The organism is Stenotrophomonas sp. AS012628, assembly GCF_010608305.1.
GTDB classification, from domain to species: domain Bacteria; phylum Pseudomonadota; class Gammaproteobacteria; order Xanthomonadales; family Xanthomonadaceae; genus Stenotrophomonas; species Stenotrophomonas geniculata.
The window spans coordinates 1-16,736 of record NZ_VMBJ01000028.1 but is presented as its reverse complement, the minus strand read 5'-3'; the positions used below and the strand labels follow the sequence as shown (position 1 = coordinate 16,736).

The window sequence follows — 16,736 nt, the reverse complement described above, 5'->3', positions numbered from 1 at the left end:
GCTCACTCGAGTTCCGGTGCCTGGTTGATCAACGCCCAGAACTTTCCCAGGGTCTGCACCGCGCCGAAGAACTGGTCCACGTCCACCGGCTTGACCACATAGGCGTTCACGCCCATGTCCCAGCTGCGGGCCAGGTCACTTTCCTCGCGCGAGGACGACAGGATCACCACCGGCAGGCGCTTGAGCTCTTCGTGCTCGCGGATCTGCCGCAGCACTTCCAGGCCATCCATGCGCGGCATCTTGATGTCCAGCAGCAGCACCGCCGGCAGGCCTTCCTCACGGTTGGCAAAGGCACCACGGCGCAACAGGTAGTCCATCACTTCCACGCCATCCTCGACGTGCACGATGGGGTTGGCCAGACGCGCCTCTTCCAGGGCGTCGATCGCCATTTCGGCATCGGCCGGGCTGTCTTCGGCGAGAAGAATGGTGCGCAGAGTGGTCATGCAGAAGGCCCTTGTTTGTCCGCATCGATCGCGGGAGGCAGGTAGAAGTGGAAGGTGGCGCCGACGTCCGGTTCAGCCTCGGCCCAGATACGGCCACCATGACGGGTGAGCACGCGGCGCACGCTGGCCAGGCCGATGCCGGTACCCGGGTAGTCGCTGGCCTTGTGCAGGCGCTGGAAGACACCAAACAGCTTGCCGGCGTAGGCCATGTCAAAGCCTGCACCATTGTCGCTGACCGTGAACTGATGACCGCCGTCAGGCTGCGGCTGGTAGTCCACGCGGATCTTCGCCGGTTCGCGGTTGCCCGAATACTTCACCGCGTTGCCGAGCAGGTTCAGCCAGACCTGGCGGATCATGTTCTCATCGCCCACCACGATCGGCAGCGGTGCGATGCTCCACTCCACGTGGTGCGCGTGGCCGCTGTTCTCGGCCTCGGCCTGCAGGTTGGAATCGAGCATGGCGCGGGTATCGGCCACCAGCGACTGCATGTCCACCGCCTGCTGGCGCATTGCCGCGCGGCCCAGCCGCGAATACACCAGCAGGTCGTCGATCAGTGCCGCCATGCGCCGCGCCGAACTGGAGATCACCTCCAGGTAATGGCGGCTCTTGTCATCGGCGGCGTCGCCCAGATGGCGCGACAGCTTGTCGGAGAATCCGGCCACGTGGCGCAGCGGCGCGCGCAGATCGTGCGAGACCGAATAGCTGAAGGCTTCCAGTTCCCTGTTGACCTCGGACACCTGCGCAACCTTGCCTTCCAGCTGGCGGTTCAGTTCCTCCACCCGCAACTGCACGGCACGCTGCACGGTGACGTCACTGATCGTGAGCAACACCACTTCGTCGTCGGTGTCCGGCAGCGGCATGCGCCGCGCGTTGAGCAGCATGTAGCGCACCATGCCATCGGCGGCGCGCTGTTCATGCTCGAAGTCCCACAGTTCGCGGCCGCGCAACAGCACATCGGACAGTCGCTGGCGCATCACGGGATCCTTCCACGCGCCGTCGCCGACAGTGTCCAGCAACAGGCCATCGGCGCGTTCATCCTGCAGCCCGTACAACTCGGCGAAGGCAGGGTTGTGCAGCTGCACGCGCAGGTCGCGGTCGAGCAGCACGATCGGTTCACGCACGGTCTGCAGCACCGAGGCTGCACGTGCGGCCGAGCGCAGCGACTGCCGTTCGGCATACAGGCGGCGACCAATCTGCCGCTGCAGCAGCCACAGCACCAGGCCGAGCAGCGACAGCTGGATCACCAGCGAACTCCACGACACCAGCTCGGTCTGCTTGCGCTGGCGGGCAGCCTGCTCGGCACGCTGTGTCAGCAGTTTCTGCTCGCTGGCCTGCAGTTCCTCCACCAGGCCACGGATCGGATAACGCGTGCTCAGATCCTGCACCAGCTCGCGCTGATCACTGTTGGGCTCGGACTTTGCCAGTTCGCGGGCAAGCGCCATGCGCCCTTCCAGCATCGACTCGATGCGGCCGATGCGGATCAGCTGATCAGGATTGTCGCGGGTCATCCGCCCCAGTTCAGCCAGGCGCCCGGGAAGGTCATTGGCTTTGGCCATGCGCTCGCGCAGGCCAGGTGCGTCCACGCCCTTGGACAGGGTCAGCGCGGCCGATTCGACATCGCGTACATCGGCCTGCAGCTGTTGCAGCGCCACACCGACAGCCTGGGTATGGTTGACCCAGGCCATCGCATCTTCGCTGTCCTGCTGCAGTTTGCGCAGGGTCAACCACGGCACCGCGATGATCGCGGCAGCGGCCAGCGCCAGGGCCGGCAACCGCCAGCGGTCCCAGATGTCATCACTGAAAACCAGCGCCATAGTTCCTCGTCAGCACAGCCGCAAAGCGTCTGCCGTTACCGGCCCCACTGCGGCGGAACCGGCAATATAGCGCAGGCGGTCACAACTCTGGAATTTCCAGCGCGGTTGGCTGAACGGGTTCGGAATTCGATGCTGTAGAGCCGAGCCCACGCTCGGCTGCCTTGGAGTTCCAGCCGAGCATGGCTCGGCTCTACAGGTCAGTGGGCGCCCCGCATGGGGCGCCCACCGGGGTCAGCGCTTGGCAGCAGCACTGACCTTCAATGCAGCGGCATCGACGCGGGTCACGCCCTTGATGCCCTTGGCGGTGGTGACCGCCTTGTCCTTCTCGGCCTGGGTCGCCACGGCGCCACTGAGGCTGACCACGCCGTTCACCGTTTCCACCTTGATCTCCGTGCCCGGAACGTTGCTGCTGGCCAGCAGATCAGCCTTCACCTTGGTGGTGATCCAGCTGTCGGTCACCGGCTCGTTGGAATCATGGCGGTCGGCGTGGGTCATTGCCGAATGATCGGTCTTGGGGGGACTCTTCGCGGCCGGATCCTTGGCGAATGCGGCCGAGGAGGACAGCGCCAGGGCCAGCGTAAGGGCCGAGGCAATCAGCGTGCGGGTCGTATTGCTCATCGTGTCGTACTCCTGCGGAATGTGCTGCCAGTCTGGACAAGTAGGCGTAGAGCACGCGTGGCGCTGCGGTCACGCTGCCGTGAATCGACCCGCATTCAACGGCAACGGTTCAGTTTGGGGTTGCCGTCGCGGGTCGTTTACCCTGCCCTTCCCACTGCCGGAGCTCTGCCATGCGCCCCGACCTGCATCTGGCCCTGATCGGCTACGGCCTTGCCGGCCGCGTCTTCCATGCGCCCCTGATCCAGCACACGCCGGGCCTGGTGCTGCACAGCATCGTGAGCTCGCAGCGCGACACGCTGCTGCGCGCGTTCAGCGACGTGCACGTGCGTTCCACGCCGCAGGAGGTGTTCGACGATCCAGCCGTGGATGCCGTAGTGATCGCCACGCCGAATGAACAGCATGCGCCGCTGGCAATCGCGGCACTGGCTGCGGGCAAGCATGTGCTGGTCGACAAGCCGTTCGCGCTGGACGTGGCCCAAGCGGAAACGGTATTGGCTGCGGCACGCGATGCCGGACGCATCGCCACCGTGTTCCAGAACCGGCGCTTCGATGCCGACTTCCTCACGCTGCAGGCGCTGCTTGCGGACGGGACGCTCGGCAACATTGCCGAGTGCCATGCGCACTTCGATCGCTACCGTCCACAGGTACGCGACCGCTGGCGCGAACAGGATGGCCCCGGCAGTGGCCTGTGGTACGACCTGGGCCCGCACCTGCTGGACCAGATGTTGGTGCTGTTCGGCTGGCCCGAGGCGGTCGATGCCGATCTGGCCGTGCAGCGCGAAGGTGGCAGCGGCATCGATTACTTCCACGCGGTGCTGCACTACCCGCGGCATCGCGCGATCATCCATTCCGGTTCGCTGGTGGCGGCGCAGACGCCGCATTTCAGCGTGCATGGCAGCAAGGCAAGCTGGATCAAGCACGGCCTGGACGTGCAGGAGGCGCAGCTGCGCCGCGGTGTGGCACCCGGTGCGCCAGGCTGGGGTATCGATCCGCGGCATGGTGAGCTGGTGCGCTGCGATGCCGAAGACAACGTGCAGCGCACGACGGTCGACAACCTGCCCGGTGACTACCGGCGGCTGTATGCACAGTTCGCGGCGGCGATGCATGGCGACGGAGAAGCCACGGTCAGCCCGGTGCAGGCATTGCAGTTGATGCGGCTGCTGCAGGCCGGCATGGACAGTGCGCGCGAAGGGCGGCGAATCGCGTTGGGGTGATCGGCAGGGCTGCGCCCTGCACCTGCCGAAGCGGTAGTGCCGGCCGCTGGCCGGCAACCTCAACAGCAACAGCAAAAGCCGGCTATCCGTGGGATGGCGGGGTGGGTCCGGTTGCGGGGGACGGCGCAAGTACGTCCATGTAGCCTCGGTCGCGCCATCCATGGCGCTCACGCCCCCGCAACCGGACCCACCCCGCCTTCGACAGTTTCCTGCGATCTGTCGAGGGCCGGCGCTCTGCTCTTGGTAGGTGTCGACCTTGGTCGACACGATGGATCCACGCCATGCGTGGACGATGGGGAACGACGAAAATGAAAGTCCGTTCATCTTTCGGACTTTGCCGATTCCGGTTGCTGGTCCGGATTTGGCATCATTGGGGCATTGATCCGTCGACAGGGCATGAGGCCATGAAACGTTCCCGCACCACCGCGCTGCTGCTGATGAGTGCCGCGCCGCTGCTGTTCACCGCCTGCCAGAAGGAGCCGGAGGTGAAGGTGCAGGAAGGCCTGTACACCTCGGTGGAGGCCTGCACCGAGGCCACCGGCGATCCGTCGTCGTGCCGCAATGCCTTTGCTGAAGCGCAGAAGCAGGCCGCCGATGCGGCGCCGAAGTACGCCAGCAAGGAAGCCTGCGAGAAGGACTACAAGCCGGAACAGTGCGTGCAGCAGCACACGTCGGCGGGTACCTCGTTCATCGGCCCGATGATGATGGGCTTCTTCATGTCGCAGATGCTGAGCAACCGCGGCGGCCTCGCCCCGCAGGCGCCGGCGTCGGCACCGGCTTACCAGGACAAGAACGCTGGCTGGGCGCGCCCGGCACCGGGCGGCACCGGTGGCCTGAACACCGCCAGCGGCATCGGTGCCGGCAAGGCTGGCCTGGCGCCGGTCACCAGCGAGCCGAACCGTGCGGTCACTGCCAGCCGTGGTGGCTTCGGCAACACCAGCGCACGCCGCAGCACCAGCGGCAGCTACGGCGGCTGATCGACCCATGCAGCGCATCCGGATTGCCGAGCGTGCCCAGTGGCGGGTACGCGCGGAAGAGGCGGGTTTCCGCTTCCACACCATCGACGGCCAGCCGTACTGGGATGAAAGCGCGTACTACGCCTTCACCCTGCGCCAGATCGAACAGGACATCGAAGACCCCAGCGCCGAGCTGCACCAGATGGCGCTGGACCTGGTGGGCGATGTCATCGCCAGTGAACGGTTGATGGACCAGCTGGCGATTCCGTCGCACTACCGCGACTGGATCGCCGACAGCTGGCGCCAGCGCCAGCCACACCTGTACGGGCGCCTGGACCTGGCCTACGACGGTACCGGCCCGGCCAAGCTGTACGAACTGAACTACGACACGCCGACCTCGCTGTTCGAGGCCAGCTTCTTCCAGTGGCAGTGGCTGGAAGACCAGCGTAATGCCGGTCGCCTGCCGCAGCATGCCGACCAGTTCAACGCGATCCACGAGGCGCTGGTCGAGCGTTTCGGCGAACTGGCCACGCAGCTGCCGCCGCCGCTGTACTTCAGCGCGGTGGGCAGTTCCGAAGAAGACCGTGGCACGGTTGACTACCTGCGCGACTGCGCCTCGCAGGCCGGCCTGCACGGCCAGGCCATCGCCGTCGAGGATATCGGGTTGTCCGAAGACGGCCGCTTCACCGCGCTGGATGATTCGGTGATCGGCACGCTGTTCAAGCTGTATCCGCTGGAAGACCTGATGGCCGAAGAGTTCGGCCGCGCGCTGCCCGGCTCGGGCGTGCAGCTGCTGGAACCGGCCTGGAAGGCGGTATTGAGCAACAAGGGCATCCTGCCGCTGTTGTGGCAACGCAACGTGGGCCATCCGAATCTGCTGGAAGCGCACTTCGATGACGGCAGTGCACTGGCCTCGGGCTGGGTGCGCAAGCCGCTGTTCTCGCGCGAAGGCGCGAACATCGAGATGCACCTGGCCGATGGCAGCACCCAGCGCAGCGACGGTCCCTACGACGGCCCGGCGATCATCCAGCGCGCGCATCCGCTGACCCGCTTCGAAGGCGGCTACCCGCTGATCGGCAGCTGGGTGATCGGTGACCACGCCTGCGGCATCGGCATCCGCGAGGACGACAGCGCGATCACCCGTGACAGTGCGCGCTTCGTGCCGCACGCGATCGTTGATGAGGCGCCGACGCGGATCTACGTCTGATGGTGGCTGGGCGCCACCGGGACGACGGTCACTCCCTGCTGCGCTATGCAGACCGGGTGGCGGTGCGTTGCAATCGATGTGACACGCCGGGTTGGGTGGTAGGTACGCCTGATTCACGCCGCTTCCGGTGCCTGGGTTGCAGCCAGGCATTGAACGGCGGCTGCGGTTGCAGCCGCTGTGGCTCCGGAGACTGGGTAGGACCGGTGCGCTACAGCGGTTACCGGCCGTGTGGTTATTGCGGCGACCAGTGGGTACGCATCGAGGTACGTCGTGCCCGTGCCACCCCGCCGCTGCGGACCATGGCTGCGGACTGCAGCCAATGTGGGCGCAGCAGCGATGTCGAGGTCACCCGGTCGCGGTGGCTTGGCAACGAAGCCATCGACCCGGACTTCGGCCTGCCTTTGAGGTTGGTGGAAAAAACCTCGGCTGGCCTGCTGTGGGCGTATAACGCCGAGCACCTGCAGGCATTGCACGACTACGCCGCGGCCAGACTGCGCGAAGGCAGCGGCCATCACCGATCCATGTTCTCGCGCCTGCCGCAGTGGATGAAGCTGGCCCGCAACCGGGTGCTGCTGCAGCGCGCGGTGGAGCGGTTGCAGCGGCGGTTGTTGGGTGAGCGCTGATACGGCAGCCGAGCGTGGGCTCGGCTCTACGGAACAACACGTGTAGAGCCGAGCCCATGCTCGGCTCCGGTCAAGCGCAGGGCTACAACAACCCTTCGCGCTTCACTGCCAGGTAGCGCTCCACCAGCGCTGCGGGCAGGGCATCGGCGGTCACGTCCAGCACCATCACCTTCTCGCTGCGCAGTGCGTCGTGCGCCTTCGCGCGCTGCTGCAGGTAGAGTGCGGCGGCAGCGGCCTGGGTGGCGTCTTCCAGTGTCTGCACTTCGCTGTCCAGCACGCCGTCCAGCTCGCGCTCGCGCAGGCTGGCCACGCATACCAGGTGGCGCCGCTGCAGCAGGCGCACTGCCGCCAGCAGGTCTTCGATGTCCTCGTCGCGCACGTTGCTGACCAGCATCACCAGCGCGCGCCGACGCTGGCGCAGCGATACCTCGGTGGCGGCGGCCAGGTAGTCGGTGGCCACCGCGCGCGGCTGCAGGTCGTAGCTGGCACGCAACAGGTGCTCGACCGTGCCCATGCCACGCTGCGGCGCCACCCAGCGGCGTTCACCACCGGCAGCAAACAGGCCGGCGGCGTCGCCCTGGCGCAGCGCCAGGTACGCCACCACCAGCGAAGCGTTCAAGGCGTGGTCGAAATGCGAGAGCCCGCCTTCGCTGGCCAGCATGCGCCGGCCACTGTCGAGCATCAGCAGCAGCTGCTGGTTCTTCTCGTCCTGGTACTCACGCGAGACCAGTTTGCGTGCCCGTGCCGTGGCCTTCCAGTCGAGCTGGCGCAGGCTGTCGCCGATGCGGTACTCGCGCATCTGGTGGAAGTCGGTGCCTTCGCCACGCCGGCGTTTCACGTGCGCACCCACCAGCCGTGAGGCCTGGTCCGCACTGAACAGCGCGAAGCGGGTGAGCGGCACGAAGTTCGGGTAGACGCGCACGTCCAGCGCCGGTGGCAGGGTGCGTTGCTGCCACCACAGGCGCCACGGCGAGCGCATGCGCAGGTGCACGCCTTCAAAGCGGAAGTGCCCACGCTGCAGCGGGTGCAGGTGATAGTGCAGGGTGGAGGCGCTGCCGGCCTGCAGGCGCACGCGCTGCGGCAGCGATTCCAGCGGCCAGCCGCCGGGCACCAGGTCGAACACCTGCACCGTCATCGACGTGTCTGCCTGCAGCCGCAGCGCGGCCTCGCGGCGCACGCCCAGTGCCAGCGCTTCGGGCAGTTCGCGTTGCACCTGCGGCGACGGACGCCGCGACTGCCGCCACAGATCCATCAACGCCGGCACGGCAATCGCCAGTGCCGCCAGCGCCCAGCTCCAGCGCGGCAGCAACCCGCCCAGCACCAGGCCACCCAAGGCGGCCCAGGCCAGCAGCAGCGCCAGCAGCAGCGGGGCCGGCCTCATCGGCGCGGCGCTTCCACCTTGGCCAGCAGCGCGCCCAGCACGTCGTCGGCGTCCTGGCCTTCGATCTGCAGTTCCGGGGCCAGCGCGATGCGGTGGCGCAGCGCCGGGCGTGCGATGTCGCGCACATCATCCGGAGTGACGAAATCACGGCCGGCCAGCACCGCCTGCGCGCGCGAAGCACGCACCAGCGCGATGCTGCCACGGGGGCCGGCACCGACCGCGATACCCGGCCACTGCCGGGTGGCGGCAACGATGCGCACCGCGTAGTCGATCACTTCGTCATCGACGGTGATCGCCGCAGTGGCACGCTGCAGTTCCAGCAACTCGCCGGCACCGAGCACGCGCGGCACCTGGCTCAGGTCGAAATCGCTGGCAGCACGACCACTGGTGATCGCGGTCACCATGCGCTTCTCGTCCTCCAGCTGCGGATAGTCGATCAGCACCTTCAGCAGGAAACGGTCCAGCTGCGCTTCCGGCAGCGGGTAGGTGCCCTCCTGCTCCAGCGGGTTCTGCGTGGCCAGCGCCATGAACGGCGGCGCCAGGGTGAAGGCCTTGCCTTCGATGGTCACCTGGCCTTCCTGCATCACTTCCAGCAGCGCCGACTGGGTCTTGGCCGGTGCACGGTTGATCTCATCGGCCAGCAGCAGATTGGTGAACACCGGGCCGCGGCGGATCTTGAAGCTCTCGCTCTTCGGGTCGTACACCGCGTGGCCGCTGACGTCGCTGGGCATCAGGTCGGGGGTGAACTGCACGCGACCGTAGTCCAGCTCCAGGGCCTGGGCCAGCGCGCGCACCAGCAGCGTCTTGCCCAGCCCGGGCACGCCTTCGATCAGCACGTGGCCGCCGGCCAGCAGGGCCACCAGAATCTGGTCCAGCACATCGGCCTGGCCGATGAAGGCGTGTCCGACGGCGGTGCGGATGGCATCGACGCGTTCGATCAGGCGGGCGTTGGCGGCCGCCGGCAGCGCGGGGACTTCGGTCATAGCAGGGATCTCATCTGGAGCAGCAAGCGGATGCGCTCGCGCAGGGCGGAGGAATCGTGCGGCGGAGGGGGCGTGAGCGCGCTGGCAACGCGGCCTTGAGGCCACTTCAGCAGCTCGGCGATGGCCTGATCGCGTGGCGCACCATCCAGTGCGGCCGCAACCGGTGCGCGCAGGCGCAGGCGGTGCAGGAACAGGGCGAGTACGGCCTCGTACAGGCGCGTACCGTGGCCGAAACGCAGCAGCAGTTCACCACTGGCACGCACGTGTTCCAGCAGCGAACGGCGTTCCAGTACCGGTGACGGCAGCAGGCTGCCGAAGCGCTGCGAGCGGCCCCACAACCAGCCCAGCAGGGCCAGCAGCAGTGGCGCCCACAGTGGCCAGCCCTGGTAGAACATGCGCGACCACAGCGACGGCGGGCGGCTGGCGTAGATCAGCCAGACCGCACCCTTGCCGTAGTTCGGATCGAGCAGATAGCGGGTCAGGTCGCGGTGCGACGCGTCGTGCAGGCCGTCGCTGGCCTTGCCCCCTGCCGATGCCAGGCGCGCTGCCGGTGAGTCCACCTCGCTGCGCATGAACTCCATGTCGGCCAGCACGCTCACCTTGCCCTGGCCATGGCGCAGGCGCGCAAACACCAGGTCGCGATCCGTGCCCCAGCGACGTTCGGCCTGTGCACTGGCGGCAAAACCCAGGGTGAAGCGGCGGCCTCCACAGAACTCAACGTGACCAGGATCGTCGTCGACATGGAACGGCTGGCAGTCGCTGCGCTGGAACAGGCTGTCCACGCCCAGCTGATCCAGCAGGGGCCCCTGCGTGCTGCCGGCATCGTCCTCGGCCGGTGGCGGCGTACGCACCAGCAAGTGGCCGCCCTGGTCCACCCAGTCCAGCAGCTGTTTCATCGCCGGCACCGGCAGTTCGCTGCTGTCCTGCAGCAGCACCACCGTGTCATGGCGCCCCAGCGTCATCTGCCGCAGTTCCAGACGCGGCCGTGAGTGCACCTCGATGCCATCGGCGCGCAGGGCCTGGCTGAGTACATACAGCGGGTTGTAGGCGGCCTCGCCCTGTGGCGGCAGCCGGATCGTTTCGGTCACCCGCTCATGCGTGCGCAGGTAAAGGATCGTCAGCGGTACACCGAACAGCACCAATGCACCGAGCAGCAGCGACCAGAACAGGCGCGGGCTCATGCCTGCCATCCGTACTGCTGGCGCAGCGTATCGGCCAATGCATCGAAATCGGCGCGGCTGGGCAGGCGGCCACCGTAGGCGGCGTACTGCCACATGCGCACGATGCGCGCGAACAGGTCACGGTCGCTGGCCTCGGGCATGCGCCGCGACGCGCGCAGGCATTGCGCTTCGGTGGCACCGGGTGGAAGCGCGATACCGCTGCGCTCGCCCACCGTGCGCACGCTGGCGCGGTACAGAAGGGCCAGCGCCTGCCGCGGCCGGCCCTGGTCCCAGAGCAGGCCGGCCTGGGTGGCCACGTCCGGCGGCAGCACCACCGGCAACTCCACCTGTTCCTCCACCACCGGCGGTGCGGCCTCGGCCTTGCGTCGGCCACTGCCCCGCAGCCACGGCAGCCACAGCCGTGCGGTCAGCAGCAGCACCAGCAGCAGGACGCCGAGCAGCCCCCACAGGCCCCATTCGGCCAGCCGCGCCAGCCAGGCGATGCCGTCCTTGCGCGCTTTGCGTTCACCGTTGCTGTTGGTGTCACGCCGCAGCTGCTTGTCTTCCTTCTTCTCTTCCTCGGCCTGTTCGATCGGCTTCCAGCGGGTGACCTGGCGGGTCGGGCGCTGCAGCGGGTCTTCATAGGCGCGGTTCACTGCCTGACGGAAGCCGGCGGTATCCACCGGCGTACCGCCGAAGATCATTGCCGGGGTGTTGGCCGGGTCGATGGTCGGTGCTTCGTCGCTTTCCTCGGCGTCGATGCCACGGTCGTTGGGCTTGCCCATGGCGCGTTCGGGCTCGGCGTCTGTGTCCTGCGCATGCACCGGTGCGGAGACCAGCGGCAGTGCCAGGCACAGCAGCAGGGCCAGCGTCGATACCGCCGGCAGCAGCCGCTCGCGCAGGCGGCGCAGGGCGATCTCCACATCCCAGGCTTCCATCTGCGTGCGCCGGTTCAAGTACAGTCCAAAGCCCGCACCGACGAAGAACGGGCCGATCAGCACCGAGGCCAGCCAGCACGCCAGGTTGAAGCCCAGCCGTGCCCATGCGGGTGTGTCCTGGCCGATCATGTCCCATGCGGCGCGCCAGGATTCGGACATCAGCTCCAGTGGCATGAACATGAACACCGCACCGATCGCGCCGGACACCAGCACGGCTTCGAACGCCATGCAGGTCACGGTCAGTACCAGTGCCGCGCCCGCTGCGCCGGCTGCCACTGCACGACGACGTGGGCCGCGCTGGCCCGGTGTGTTGCCTTCCAGCAGGTTCACCGGCAGGCACAGGCTGCGCAGCACGCTGAAACGACGCCAACCCAGGTAGCCCCAGAAGCCGCTGTTGCCCCAGTGACGTTGCGCACGCAGCGCGGCCAGCGTGCCGACTGGTTCACCGAAGATGCCGCGCGACAGCACATACAACGGCGCACGTTCGAACAGCGGTTTGCACCACCACATCGCCAGCCAGGCCCAGCCGAAGGCATCCAGCCACCAGCCCAGCGCGTTGAAGATCACGAACAGCGGTGCACTGGCCAGCAGCCAGCTGCCCCACAGCGCGCGCGCGTGACGGCGGGACAGCGCGGTGCCCAGCTCCATCGCTTCCCAGCCACTGCGGGCACGCAGCGCCACGTCCAGGTGGTCAATGCGCATGGCCAGCTCCACGTCCGCCGCGCCACAGCCACAGCAGCACGCCGGCCCACAACACACCGGCCACGCTGAACTTGCCCCATGCAGGTACTTCGGCGATCGATGACCAGAAGGCTTCGATGAAGGCGGCCACCAACAGCATGAAGGCGACGCCGAGGCACAGCCGCGCGCCGATGCGGCCGCCGTCGACCAGTGCATCCAGGCGGCTGCGCCGGCCCGGCGCCAGCAGCTTCATGCCCAGCTGCAGGCCGGCACCGCCAGCGATCACGATCGCAGTCAGCTCGAAGGCGCCGTGGCCGACCACGAAGCGCCAGAACGGGTCGCCATGGCCGATGTGCTGCAGGTGGCCTGCCACTGAACCGATGATCACGCCGTTGAACAGCAGCACCAGCAGCGTGCCCAGCCCGGCCAGCAGTCCGCTGGCGAAGGTGCGCAGGGCGATGCTGATGTTGTTCATGATGTAGTGGCCGAACATCATCCAGTCGGTGCCGCTGTCACGCCCCAGGCGCTCGGCGGCGGGCTCGTACATGCGCTCCATCTCTGCGATCTGGCGGTTGTCCATCAGCATGTGGATCAGGTCCGGATAGACCTGCACCAGCACGAAGCAGGCCACCGCCGGCAGCGCGAACATCGCCAGCGCTACCCACATGCTGCGCGCCTGGCTGCGCACCAGCAGCGGGAAGTCGGCCACCAGGAACTCCAGGGCACCCCGCCAACGTGTCGGCGGCGTGCGGTACAGCACGCTGTGGCCCTGCTGCATCAGCTGCTGCAGGCGCTGCACCAGCTGCGGGCTGTAGCCGCGCTCGCGGGCCAGCGCCAGCTGCTGGCACAGCCGCCGGTAGCGCTGCGGGAAGGTAGTGTCGTCCAGTGCCAGGCCGCTGGCCTTGCGGCGCGTGCGGCGTGAGGCGCCGGCACGCAGCAGCAGCCACTGCTCCAGGTCCTGCCATTCCTGCTGGTAGCGGGCGACGAACTGCTCCTGTTTCATCGCCGCCCCAGCAGCCAGTTGGCCATCGCATACAGGCGCAGAACGCCGACCTGGCCGTGGGTGCCGGTCAGTGGCTCGGCAATACCGGCCAGCTCCTGCTGGCGCGCCGCCGACAAGCGTGGCGCGCGCTCGGCGAAGGCCATCAGCGCGGCCTGTTCCTCTGGTCGCAGGGGCTGCGGCGGGGCCAGCACGCTGTCGATGGTCGGCGGCGGTGGCAGATACAGCGCGGGTGCATGCACCACCACGGTGCCGGCCACCAGGTCGCCCAGGCGGCGGCCATGCGGATCGAACAGGCTGCTGATCAGGCCCAGCGCATAGCCGAAGGGCAGCATGTCCACCGTGCGCAGCAGGTTGCGGGTGATCGCCGCCATCCAGCCTACCGGCGCGCCATCGCGGGACAGCACGCGCAGCCCCAGCGCACGCTTGCCCAGGGTGCGTCCCCACACTGCTTCGCAGACGATCGGGTAGGCCCAGTAGACCAGGAACATCAGCACCAGGTAGAGGCCGGAGCCGAACTTGTCCAGCAGCGCCAGCGGAATGGACACCAACACCAGTGCCGCGATGCGCACGCCGAGATCGACCAGCCAGGCCATCGCCCGCGGTACCGGGCCGGCGGCAGGCAACTGCAGCGGCACACCCTCTGGCGTCACCACCTCGCGGTAGGTATCGAGCATCGGTGCGGCCATCAGCGCGATGGCCTTCGTTGTGGGCGCCGGAGTCCTCTCCGGCAGGCAGCCACAGGCATGGGGGTCTCGACAGGTCCTGGTCGGGCCCAGACTTTAGCAGAGCCGCGTGGCGGCGTTGGCTGCTCAGCCCCGGTATTCGTCCTTCAACCGCACGTAGTGGTCGGCCGAATAGTGCAGCGACTCGATCTCCTTGTCGCTCAGCGTGCGCGCCGGCCGGGCCGGGTTGCCGACCCACAGCTCGCCTTCGCCCACCACCTTGCCCGGGCCGACCACCGCACCGGCGCCGACGAAGCCATGGCGCTCCACGCGGGCGCCGTCGAGGATGCAGGCGCCCATGCCGATCAGGCTGTAATCGCCGATCGTGCAGGCGTGGATGATGCAGCCGTGGCCGACGGTCACGCCTTGGCCGATCAGGGTCGGGTAGCCGGCCTTGTTGTACGGGCTGTGGTGGCTGACATGGATGATGGTGCCGTCCTGCACGTTGGTGCGCGCACCGATGCGCACGTAGTTGACATCGCCGCGGATGACCGTGCCCGGCCACACCGACACGTCGTCGGCCAGCTCCACGTCACCGATGACGGTGCAGGCCGGGTCGATGTACACGCGCTCGCCGAGGACGGGCATCTTGTCGCGGAAGGGGCGCAGCGGGTTCATCGAAGTCTCCGGAAATCAGGGCGTTCGCGACGATGATACCTGCGTGGTGCGTTGTAGAGCCGAGCCCATGCTCGGCTCCCTACGCAGCTGAGCATGGGCTCGGCTCTACAGGGAGCTCAGGGTTCGTAGCTGTAGCCCATGCCGTACACCGAACGGATCGGCTCGCCTTCCATGCCGGCGTCGGCCAGCTTGCGGCGCAGGTTGCGCACATGGCTGTCGACAGTGCGGTCGACCACCACGCGATGGTCCAGGTACAGCCGGTCGAGCAGTTCATCGCGCGCCCAGATCCGGCCTGGCGTGGCCAGCAGCGTGCGCAGCAGGCGGTATTCCACCGGCGTCAGGTCCAGGCCCTTGCCGTTCCAGGTGGCGCGTGCGGCCGGCTCGTCGATGTGCAGGCCGCCGTTGGCGCGCGCACCGGGGTCTGGGCGGTAGCGGCGCAGCACCGCCATTACCCGAGCGACCACTTCGCGCGGACTGAACGGCTTGCAGATGTAGTCGTCGGCACCGATCTCCAGGCCCAGCAGGCGGTCGATCTCTTCCACCCGTGCGGTGACCATGATGACCGGCACATCGCTGCTGGCGCGCAGTTCGCGGCACAGGTCCACGCCGTCGCGCTGCGGCAGCATCAGGTCCAGCAGCACCAGATCGGGCTGGTAGCGCGCGAACGTGTCAATCACCTGGCCACCGTCGTCCACCCACTCGCTGGCCATGCCGGCAGCGGCCAGGTAGTCGCGCAGTACCGAGGCCAGGCGTGGCTCGTCCTCGACGATCAGGATCTTCGCGGACGTGGCGGGCGACGTGCTCATGCAGGCTCCGGCAGGGTGATGACCACGCGCAGCCCGCCCAGTGGCGAGGGCTCGGCGTGGATGACGCCGTGGTGGGCGAGGATGATGTTGTGGCTGATGGCCAGGCCCAGCCCGCTGCCACCACTGGCACGATTGCGCGAACTCTCCACGCGGTAGAAGCGTTCGAACAACAGCGCGCACTTGTCGGCCGGCACGCCCGGCGCGGTGTCTTCCACGATCAGCTGCACGCCGGCAGGCACGTGCGCTGCCTGCACGAGTACGCGGCCACCGGCGTGGGTGTAGCGCAGTGCATTCTCCAGCAGGTTGGCCAGCACCTGCTGCAGGCGCCGTTCGTCACCGCACACCTGCAACGGCATGGCAGGCAGATCTTCCTCCAGCGCCAGGCCTGCATTGGCGAAGCGCATGCGCATGCCGTTGAGTTCGCTGCGCAGCAGTGCCGCCAAGTCCAGTGGCGCGAAGCGGTACGCCAGGCCGCCAGACTGGGTCATCGACAAGTCGTGCAGGTCGTCGATCAGCTTGCCCAGCTGGCGGATCTCGCCCTGCAGGCCCACCAGGTTGGCGCGGTCCAGCGGACGGATGCCATCTTCGATCGCCTCCAGCTCGGCGCGCACCACCGCCAATGGCGTGCGCAGCTCATGCGAGATGTCGGCGATGAAGGCGCGGCGGTTGCGCTCGGTATCGTCCAGCGCCTGCGCCATCCGGTTGAAGTCGTTGACCAGTGCGTCCAGCTCATCGTCGCTGGTGCGCTCGATGCGGGTGGCGTAGTCACCGGCCGCCAGCCGGTGCGTGGCCGCGGCCAGCTTGGCCAGGCGCTGGCGCAGCGCCCGCGATACCAGCCAGGCCAGCAGTACCGTCACCAGCAGTAGGGCGATGCCGATCACCCACCAGGCGCGCACCTGGGTGTTGTAGAAATTCAGGTCGTTGGTGGCGATGACGGTCTGGAACGGCACCATGCCCAGCCAACCTACGGTCTGCCCGTCCACCTGCACCGCATGCGGCTCGTCATCGCTGGTGGCGTCGGGGTTGCCGGCCACGAAGTGGTGCTGCGCATCGAACAGGCCCAGACGCGACGGCACGCCGGTCTGGTCGGACAGCGGCGGCACCGGTCCTTCGTGCCCATGGGCCAGATCCGGGCGCAGCAACCGCGCCCAGCGGTCACCATCACCGTGCAGATGTCCCCAGCCACCGTGCTCGCGGTACTCGCGCTGCAGGTGGGGCATCAGCCGCTGCATGCGCAGGTCGCCCTGGTCGTTGAGGTAGTCCAGGAATCCGGTCTGGAAGGCCACGCGGCTGGCAATACCGTTCACTGCCAGCACCAGCAGGCAGGCGGTGAAGATCGCGAGGAAGGTCTTCGCGGTCAGGCCGAATTTGAGTCGAATCTTCGCCATCGCGGAGGCCATTAGCGGCGCATGCGGCGCCGAAAGCAAGCGCCAGCTGAGCCGGTCGCACAATCTCCATATTCTCTGCACAGTTCCACGGCAGCGTGCACGGGTCAACGCAAGACCCCCACGCCCCCCATGTCACTCCAGCGCCCGCTGTCCCCTTCCCCGCGTCCCCTGCAGCTGCCCC

The 16,736-nt window shown here is 67.8% G+C and carries 16 protein-coding genes; 4 read left to right on the top strand and 12 right to left on the bottom strand.

The features are described 5' to 3' along the window. Positions 1-2: 2 nt before the first annotated feature. The 3 genes from G5A07_RS13310 to G5A07_RS13300 all read right to left on the bottom strand — a co-directional run bounded on the left by G5A07_RS13310 (position 3) and on the right by G5A07_RS13300 (position 2,875). Entirely contained in the window at positions 3-443 is a 441-nt protein-coding gene (locus G5A07_RS13310; protein WP_005411057.1) for a response regulator, read from the bottom strand. Beyond that, positions 440-2,257 (bottom strand): ATP-binding protein, encoded by a 1,818-nt coding sequence (locus G5A07_RS13305; RefSeq protein WP_159360588.1) that lies wholly within the window; start codon positions 2,255-2,257, stop codon positions 440-442. The genes G5A07_RS13310 and G5A07_RS13305 overlap by 4 nt, the downstream gene beginning before the upstream one ends. Before the next feature lie 231 nt (positions 2,258-2,488). Then, positions 2,489-2,875, bottom strand: a complete 387-nt coding sequence (locus G5A07_RS13300) for a BON domain-containing protein (protein ID WP_010480966.1) — start codon at positions 2,873-2,875, stop codon at positions 2,489-2,491. Positions 2,876-3,045: 170 nt separating this feature from the next. On the opposite strand from G5A07_RS13300, the gene G5A07_RS13295 reads away from it, so the two are divergent. The 4 genes from G5A07_RS13295 (at position 3,046) to G5A07_RS22595 (ending at position 6,875) form a co-directional block, all read left to right on the top strand. Then, positions 3,046-4,089 (top strand): oxidoreductase, encoded by a 1,044-nt coding sequence (locus G5A07_RS13295; RefSeq protein ID WP_191850022.1) that lies wholly within the window; start codon positions 3,046-3,048, stop codon positions 4,087-4,089. Between the two features lie 404 nt (positions 4,090-4,493). Next, positions 4,494-5,066, top strand: a complete 573-nt coding sequence (locus tag G5A07_RS13290) for a DUF1190 domain-containing protein (protein ID WP_005420172.1) — start codon at positions 4,494-4,496, stop codon at positions 5,064-5,066. Positions 5,067-5,073: 7 nt separating this feature from the next. Next, a complete protein-coding gene (locus G5A07_RS13285) occupies positions 5,074-6,252 on the top strand; it encodes a glutathionylspermidine synthase family protein (protein WP_191863430.1) in 1,179 nt (392 codons plus the stop codon). Between the two features lie 299 nt (positions 6,253-6,551). Beyond that, complete coding sequence (locus G5A07_RS22595; RefSeq protein WP_308822326.1) at positions 6,552-6,875, top strand: hypothetical protein; 324 nt, start codon at positions 6,552-6,554, stop codon at positions 6,873-6,875. A gap of 82 nt (positions 6,876-6,957) precedes the next feature. Here the strand turns inward: G5A07_RS22595 and G5A07_RS13275 are convergent, their stop codons facing one another. The 9 genes from G5A07_RS13275 to baeS all read right to left on the bottom strand — a co-directional run bounded on the left by G5A07_RS13275 (position 6,958) and on the right by baeS (position 16,567). Beyond that, on the bottom strand, positions 6,958-8,256 hold the full coding sequence (locus tag G5A07_RS13275; protein ID WP_191863428.1) for a DUF58 domain-containing protein: 1,299 nt from the start codon (positions 8,254-8,256) through the stop codon (positions 6,958-6,960). Beyond that, the gene (locus G5A07_RS13270; RefSeq protein WP_126560495.1) at positions 8,253-9,239 is read right to left on the bottom strand and encodes a MoxR family ATPase; all 987 of its coding nucleotides are present in this window, start codon (positions 9,237-9,239) and stop codon (positions 8,253-8,255) included. Before G5A07_RS13270 ends, G5A07_RS13275 begins: the two co-directional genes overlap by 4 nt. Then, positions 9,236-10,420, bottom strand: coding sequence for a DUF4350 domain-containing protein (locus G5A07_RS13265; protein WP_191863427.1), 1,185 nt, complete (start codon positions 10,418-10,420; stop codon positions 9,236-9,238). Before G5A07_RS13265 ends, G5A07_RS13270 begins: the two co-directional genes overlap by 4 nt. Beyond that, positions 10,417-12,039 (bottom strand): DUF4129 domain-containing protein, encoded by a 1,623-nt coding sequence (locus tag G5A07_RS13260; protein ID WP_191863426.1) that lies wholly within the window; start codon positions 12,037-12,039, stop codon positions 10,417-10,419. The genes G5A07_RS13265 and G5A07_RS13260 overlap by 4 nt, the downstream gene beginning before the upstream one ends. Then, the gene (locus G5A07_RS13255; RefSeq protein ID WP_191863425.1) at positions 12,029-13,021 is read right to left on the bottom strand and encodes a stage II sporulation protein M; all 993 of its coding nucleotides are present in this window, start codon (positions 13,019-13,021) and stop codon (positions 12,029-12,031) included. The genes G5A07_RS13260 and G5A07_RS13255 overlap by 11 nt, the downstream gene beginning before the upstream one ends. Further along, positions 13,018-13,707: an RDD family protein gene (locus G5A07_RS13250; protein ID WP_010482196.1), complete on the bottom strand. Its 690-nt coding sequence runs from the start codon at positions 13,705-13,707 to the stop codon at positions 13,018-13,020. Before G5A07_RS13250 ends, G5A07_RS13255 begins: the two co-directional genes overlap by 4 nt. 123 nt (positions 13,708-13,830) lie before the next feature. After that, complete coding sequence (locus G5A07_RS13245; protein WP_019337016.1) at positions 13,831-14,361, bottom strand: gamma carbonic anhydrase family protein; 531 nt, start codon at positions 14,359-14,361, stop codon at positions 13,831-13,833. Between the two features lie 116 nt (positions 14,362-14,477). After that, positions 14,478-15,167 (bottom strand): response regulator, encoded by a 690-nt coding sequence (locus tag G5A07_RS13240; protein WP_191863424.1) that lies wholly within the window; start codon positions 15,165-15,167, stop codon positions 14,478-14,480. Next, positions 15,164-16,567 carry a sensor histidine kinase efflux regulator BaeS gene (gene baeS / locus G5A07_RS13235; protein WP_191863423.1) on the bottom strand — a complete coding sequence of 468 codons (1,404 nt, stop codon included), beginning with the start codon at positions 16,565-16,567 and terminating at the stop codon, positions 15,164-15,166. Before baeS ends, G5A07_RS13240 begins: the two co-directional genes overlap by 4 nt. Positions 16,568-16,736: the final 169 nt, after the last annotated feature.

Excerpts from the sequence above, each read along its gene's own strand:
- G5A07_RS13310 (WP_005411057.1), bottom strand. The coding sequence starts at position 443 with ATGACCACTCTGCGCACCATTCTTCTCGCCGAAGACAGCCCGGCCGAT.
- G5A07_RS13305 (WP_159360588.1), bottom strand. The coding sequence starts at position 2,257 with ATGGCGCTGGTTTTCAGTGATGACATCTGGGACCGCTGGCGGTTGCCG.
- G5A07_RS13300 (WP_010480966.1), bottom strand. The coding sequence starts at position 2,875 with ATGAGCAATACGACCCGCACGCTGATTGCCTCGGCCCTTACGCTGGCC.
- G5A07_RS13295 (WP_191850022.1), top strand. The coding sequence starts at position 3,046 with ATGCGCCCCGACCTGCATCTGGCCCTGATCGGCTACGGCCTTGCCGGC.
- G5A07_RS13290 (WP_005420172.1), top strand. The coding sequence starts at position 4,494 with ATGAAACGTTCCCGCACCACCGCGCTGCTGCTGATGAGTGCCGCGCCG.
- G5A07_RS13285 (WP_191863430.1), top strand. The coding sequence starts at position 5,074 with ATGCAGCGCATCCGGATTGCCGAGCGTGCCCAGTGGCGGGTACGCGCG.
- G5A07_RS22595 (WP_308822326.1), top strand. The coding sequence starts at position 6,552 with ATGGCTGCGGACTGCAGCCAATGTGGGCGCAGCAGCGATGTCGAGGTC.
- G5A07_RS13275 (WP_191863428.1), bottom strand. The coding sequence starts at position 8,256 with ATGAGGCCGGCCCCGCTGCTGCTGGCGCTGCTGCTGGCCTGGGCCGCC.
- G5A07_RS13270 (WP_126560495.1), bottom strand. The coding sequence starts at position 9,239 with ATGACCGAAGTCCCCGCGCTGCCGGCGGCCGCCAACGCCCGCCTGATC.
- G5A07_RS13265 (WP_191863427.1), bottom strand. The coding sequence starts at position 10,420 with ATGAGCCCGCGCCTGTTCTGGTCGCTGCTGCTCGGTGCATTGGTGCTG.
- G5A07_RS13260 (WP_191863426.1), bottom strand. The coding sequence starts at position 12,039 with ATGCGCATTGACCACCTGGACGTGGCGCTGCGTGCCCGCAGTGGCTGG.
- G5A07_RS13255 (WP_191863425.1), bottom strand. The coding sequence starts at position 13,021 with ATGAAACAGGAGCAGTTCGTCGCCCGCTACCAGCAGGAATGGCAGGAC.
- G5A07_RS13250 (WP_010482196.1), bottom strand. The coding sequence starts at position 13,707 with ATGGCCGCACCGATGCTCGATACCTACCGCGAGGTGGTGACGCCAGAG.
- G5A07_RS13245 (WP_019337016.1), bottom strand. The coding sequence starts at position 14,361 with ATGAACCCGCTGCGCCCCTTCCGCGACAAGATGCCCGTCCTCGGCGAG.
- G5A07_RS13240 (WP_191863424.1), bottom strand. The coding sequence starts at position 15,167 with ATGAGCACGTCGCCCGCCACGTCCGCGAAGATCCTGATCGTCGAGGAC.
- baeS (WP_191863423.1), bottom strand. The coding sequence starts at position 16,567 with ATGGCCTCCGCGATGGCGAAGATTCGACTCAAATTCGGCCTGACCGCG.